This window comes from Polaribacter sp. (assembly GCF_965656025.1).
In the GTDB taxonomy this organism is placed as follows: domain Bacteria; phylum Bacteroidota; class Bacteroidia; order Flavobacteriales; family Flavobacteriaceae; genus Polaribacter.
In genome coordinates this window covers 1883-7170 of the sequence record NZ_CBFHJT010000101.1, presented here as the reverse complement: position 1 = coordinate 7170, position 5288 = coordinate 1883, and the positions used below count along the sequence as shown (strand labels likewise).

At 31.8% G+C, this 5288-nt stretch carries 3 protein-coding genes and 1 pseudogene; all 4 read left to right on the top strand.

The annotated features are described in order from the left end of the window. Window positions 1-1740 (top strand): annotated as a pseudogene (locus ACTG3S_RS13735) (hypothetical protein); the annotation flags it as partial. A 32-nt stretch (window positions 1741-1772) separates the two neighbouring features. Then, a complete protein-coding gene (locus ACTG3S_RS13730) occupies window positions 1773-3041 on the top strand; it encodes a glycosyl hydrolase family 17 (RefSeq protein ID WP_439129904.1) in 1269 nt (422 codons plus the stop codon). A gap of 11 nt (window positions 3042-3052) precedes the next feature. After that, entirely contained in the window at window positions 3053-4537 is a 1485-nt protein-coding gene (locus ACTG3S_RS13725; protein ID WP_439129903.1) for a glycoside hydrolase family 30 protein, read from the top strand. A gap of 10 nt (window positions 4538-4547) precedes the next feature. Next, on the top strand, window positions 4548-5288 hold a 741-nt coding region (locus ACTG3S_RS13720), incomplete at its 3' end, for an MFS transporter (RefSeq protein ID WP_439129902.1).

Genomic DNA, 5288 nt, shown 5'->3' with positions numbered 1-5288 from the left:
AAAAGTTATCAAGAAACCTTACAAAATCCTAAAGACACCATAGATTTTGACCAGGAATCTCATCATAAAATAGATGAATTAAGAGCACAAATTGGTGCAGATGGTGCTTTGTTAAGAGATGCAAATGATGCTGTTTATCGAGTAAATATGATGGAGAAATTGCTAGCGACTTTGTTAGCAAAGGTAGCTAACTTTATTCCAGAAGGTGGTATTTGGATGAATACACAAAGACCAGAATGGAATGATGCCAACAACGCTTTAGTTGGGAATGGAGTTTCTATGGTAACGCTTTGTTATTTGCATCGTTTTATTACATTTTTCGAAAAAGTTGTTGCAAATTCTGATTTTGAGGAGTACACAATTTCTGACGAATTGGTAAGTTTTTTCAATAAAGTTACAGCATCTTTAAATGACAATCAAAGCATATTGTCTAAAGACATTTCCAACGAGGATCGTAAAAAGGTTTTAGACGGAGTAGGTGAAGCAGGAAGCGAATACCGATTAAAAATTTATGTTGAAGGATTTCAAAACAAAAAATCTATTATTTCTAAAAAAGAATTGGTAGACTTTTGCAGCATCACAAAAAAATACACTTCGCAAACTATTGATGCAAATAAACGCAAAGACAATTTATATCACGCATACAATTTAATGACTTTAGAAAATGATAAAGAAGTATCAATTTCTTATTTGTCAGAGATGTTAGAAGGTCAAGTGGCTGTTTTAAGTTCGGGTAGTTTATCACCAAAAGAAGCCTTAGCCGTTTTAGATGGATTAAAAGCAAGTGCATTGTTTAGAGAAGATCAGTACAGTTATATATTATATCCTAATAAAGATTTAGGGCGATTTATTGACAAGAATAACATTCCAGAAACTGCTGTAAAAAAATCAAAATTATTACAACAATTGTTAGCAGAAGGTAACAATCAAATTATAGAAAAAGATGTTGCTGGAAATTATCATTTTAATGGAAACTTTAATAATGCTGATGCTTTAAAAGTTGGATTAAAAAATTTGCCAGAAAAATACCTTTCTTTAGCTAAAAACGAAGAAGAATTATTGTTGGCGGTTTATGAAGAAATGTTTGATCATAAATCGTTTACTGGAAGATCAGGAACGTTCTTTGGTTACGAAGGATTAGGATCTATCTATTGGCACATGGTTTCTAAATTGTTATTGGCAGTGCAAGAAAACTGCTGGTTGGCAATAAATGCTAGCGAAAGCGAAGAAGTTATTGGTAAATTATTAGAACACTATTACGAAATTTACGAAGGAATAGGAGTGCACAAATCTCCAGAACTCTATGGTGCTTTTCCAACAGATCCTTATTCCCATACACCAGCTACCAAAGGAGCACAGCAACCAGGTATGACAGGTCAAGTAAAAGAAGATGTGTTGTCTAGAATGGGCGAACTGGGTGTTTTTGTAAAAGATGGAGAGGTCACTTTTAATCCAAGATTATTAAGAAAAGAAGAGTTTTTAAAGGCTTCTAAAAACTTTGAATTTGTAAACTTAGAGCACAATAAAAAAACGATAATTCTTGAGCAAAATTCTCTAGCGTTTACGTATTGTCAAGTACCTATTATATATAAATTATCTAATGAAAATAAGATAAAAGTACTTTATAAAGAAGGTAAAAGTTTCGAGTTAAACAGTTTAAAGTTGGATAAAAACAATAGTGATAAACTTTTTAAGAGAACAGGTGAAATAAAAAAAATAGAAGTTTTTATAAAAAAATAAGAACAGTCGAACTTAAACAATCAGATATGAACATGAACAATAGATTTTTTTTAGCATTTTTTGTATTGATGTTTAGTTTCGCATGTAGTAATAAAAACAAAAAAGAAAATACTCAAAAAGTATCAATGACAGCATCAGAAATTTTAGGCAATCCTAATTATTTGGCAATATCTTATGGTGGTTATAGAGCAACCTCTAGAGAGGTTCAACCAACCATAGAAGAATTGAAAGAAGATTTAAAAATTCTTTCTGCAATGGGGGTTAAGATTTTAAGAACTTATAATGTACAACCAAAATTACCCCATGCTTCAAATGTTTTAAAAGCAATTACAGCACTTAAAAAAGAGGATCCAAGTTTTGAAATGTATGTCATGTTAGGGGCTTGGATAGATTGCTTAAACGCATGGACAGATAAAGTGCCAAATCATGATATTGAAAGTCCGCAAAATGAAGGAGAAATTGAAAGAGCAGTAGCATTGGCAAAACAATATCCAGATATTGTAAAAATAATAGCTGTTGGTAATGAGGCAATGGTAAAATGGGCAACCAGTTATTTTGTACAACCCAATGTAATTTTAAAGTGGGTAAATCATTTACAAGAATTAAAGAAAAATGGAGAGTTGCCAAAAGATTTATGGATTACCAGTTCAGATGATTTTTCTTCTTGGGGAGGAGGAGACCCTCTATATCATACAGAAGATTTAAATAATTTGATAAAAGCAGTAGATTATATTTCTATGCATACTTATGCTTATCATAACACCCATTACAATCCAGGGTTTTGGAAAGTACCAGATACTGAGCAAAACTTATCTGATATAGAAAAAATTGACGCAGCTATGTTAAGGGCAAAACAATTTGCTATGCAACAATATGACAGCGTTAAAAATTATATAAAAAGTATAGGAGTTCATAAACCAATACATATTGGAGAAACAGGATGGGCAACTATTTCAAGTGGGCATTATGGTATAAATGGCTCCAGAGCCACAGATGAATATAAACAAGGTTTGTACTATAAACACGTTAGAGAATGGACCAATAAAGAGAGGATTGCATGTTTCTATTTTGAAGCTTTTGATGAACAATGGAAAGATGCCAATAACCCCAAAGGTTCAGAAAATCATTTCGGATTAATAAATCTAAAAAGTGAAGCTAAATTTCCATTTTGGGAAATGGTAGACAATAATGTTTTTAAAGGATTAACTAGAAATGGAAAACCAATAACCAAGACGTTTAACGGAGATAAACAAGAAATGATGCAAACTGTTTTGGTGCCAAATACAGATTATCCAAGATAAATTTTAATACGATGAAATTCAATACTTTTTTTACCATACTTTTTTTATTTACTATAATGAGTTGCACACAAAAAGATAATACACTTGCTGTGGATGTTTATGAAACTTCTGCTGCTGGAAATAAATTAACAAAAATCTCTAATTTCAAATCAGTAGAAAATGCTTCTACCATAAAATTAGATACTTCAAAAACATTCCAAACAATTACAGGTTTTGGTGGCGCATTTACAGAGTCTTCTGCATATTTATTAAATAAATTAAGTAAAAAAAATAGAGATACTATTTTACAAGCCTATTTTTCTAAACAAGGTGCCAACTATTCATTAACAAGAACTCACATGAATTCTTGTGATTTTTCCTTGTCTCAATATTCTTATTCTCCAGTAGAAAATGATATGAATTTAGAGCATTTTACCATTAAAGAAGATAAAGGTGATTTAATTCCGATGATAAAAGATGCCTTAAAAGTTTCTGAAGATGGCTTTAAAATTTTTGCATCACCTTGGACAGCTGCACCTTGGATGAAAGATAATAACAAGTGGGTTGGTGGTAAATTATTGCCAAAATATTATGATACCTGGGCATTATTTTTCTCTAAATATTTAGATGCTTACAAACAAGAAGGTATAGATATTTGGGGTTTTACAGTAGAAAACGAACCTCATGGAAATGGGAATAATTGGGAATCTATGCATTTTTCCCCAAAAGAAATGACCGATTTTGTTCAATTTCATTTAGGGCCAAAACTAGAAGCAGAAGGTTATGGAGATAAAATAATTTTAGGATACGATCAAAACAGAGCTGGTTTAAAAGAATGGGTAGATGAAATGTATAGAGATGAAGCCTCTTCTAAATATTTTGATGGTACAGCCATTCATTGGTACGAAAGTACGTATGAGGTTTTTCCGGAAGCACTACAATACGCGCACAACAAAGCACCCAATAAATATCTAATAGAAACGGAAGGTTGTGTGGATTCTCAAGTTCCAGAATGGAAAAATGATATTTGGTATTGGTCAAAAGAAGCAACAGATTGGGGTTGGGATTGGGCAGCAGAAGATCAAAAATATTTACACCCAAAATATGCTCCTGTAAATAGATATGCAAGAGACATTATTGGTTGTTTAAATAACTGGGTAGATGGTTGGGTAGATTGGAATATGATTTTAGATAGACAAGGTGGCCCAAATTGGTTTAAAAACTGGTGTGTAGCACCAATTATTGTAGATCCAGAAAAAGATGAAGTTTATTTTACACCTTTATATTACACCATGGCTCACTTCAGTAAATATATTAGACCAGAAGCAAAAGTGATTGGTTTAGAAAATTCAGATAAAGAGTTACAAGTTACAGCAGCACAAAACAAAGATGGTTCTATTGCTGTAATTGTTTTTAATGAAGGTAAAGAAGCAAAAAACTTTACCTTACAATTTAAAGAAAAAGAAATTGCGATAAACATAGATAAACAAGCATTACAAACAATATTAATAAACTAAATTTTAAAATATGTCTAATAGTAAAACAACAGGAAGAGGAAAAGTTCCATTTGGACAGAAAGCTGCATTTGGTGCTGGTCATTTTGTACTAAATTTATTACCCGGAGTACTAGGTGTTTACTTACAAGTATTCATATTAACTGCTTTTGGTATGGATCCTGTTTGGGCAGGATTATTAGGCGGTTTACCCAGGATTTTTGATGCATTAACAGATCCAGTTATGGGGTTTATTTCTGATAATACAAAATCTAAATATGGACGAAGAAGACCTTACATTTTTGCAGGTGCCATCATAAGTGGAATTTTATTCATCTTAATGTGGCAATTAGACGAAAATGCATCAATGACATACAATTTTTGGTATGTAATGATACTTCAGATTTTGTTCTTAGTTGGTAACACAATGTTTGCTACCCCTTTAGTTGGTTTAGGGTATGAAATGACATCAGATTATAATGAAAGAACTAGACTAATGAGTTTAGCTAATAGTATGGGGCAAATTGCGTGGATGATTGTACCTTGGTTGTATGTTATTATACCAGATGTAAATACATTCGATAATCCTGCAGAAGGGGTAAGAACTATGGCTATAATTGTAGGTGTTGTTTGTATTTTATTTGGGGTTTTACCAGCATTTTTCTGTAGAGGAATAGATTCTGCAAATATGGGTAATAGGCAAGTAATTAATTTTAAAACACTTGCTTCTAATATGAAAGAATTATTTAAAGGAATTAAACAAGTTTCTAAAAAC

Coding starts and splice junctions, on each gene's coding strand:
- ACTG3S_RS13730 (WP_439129904.1), top strand. CDS start 1,773: ATGAACAATAGATTTTTTTTAGCATTTTTTGTATTGATGTTTAGTTTC.
- ACTG3S_RS13725 (WP_439129903.1), top strand. CDS start 3,053: ATGAAATTCAATACTTTTTTTACCATACTTTTTTTATTTACTATAATG.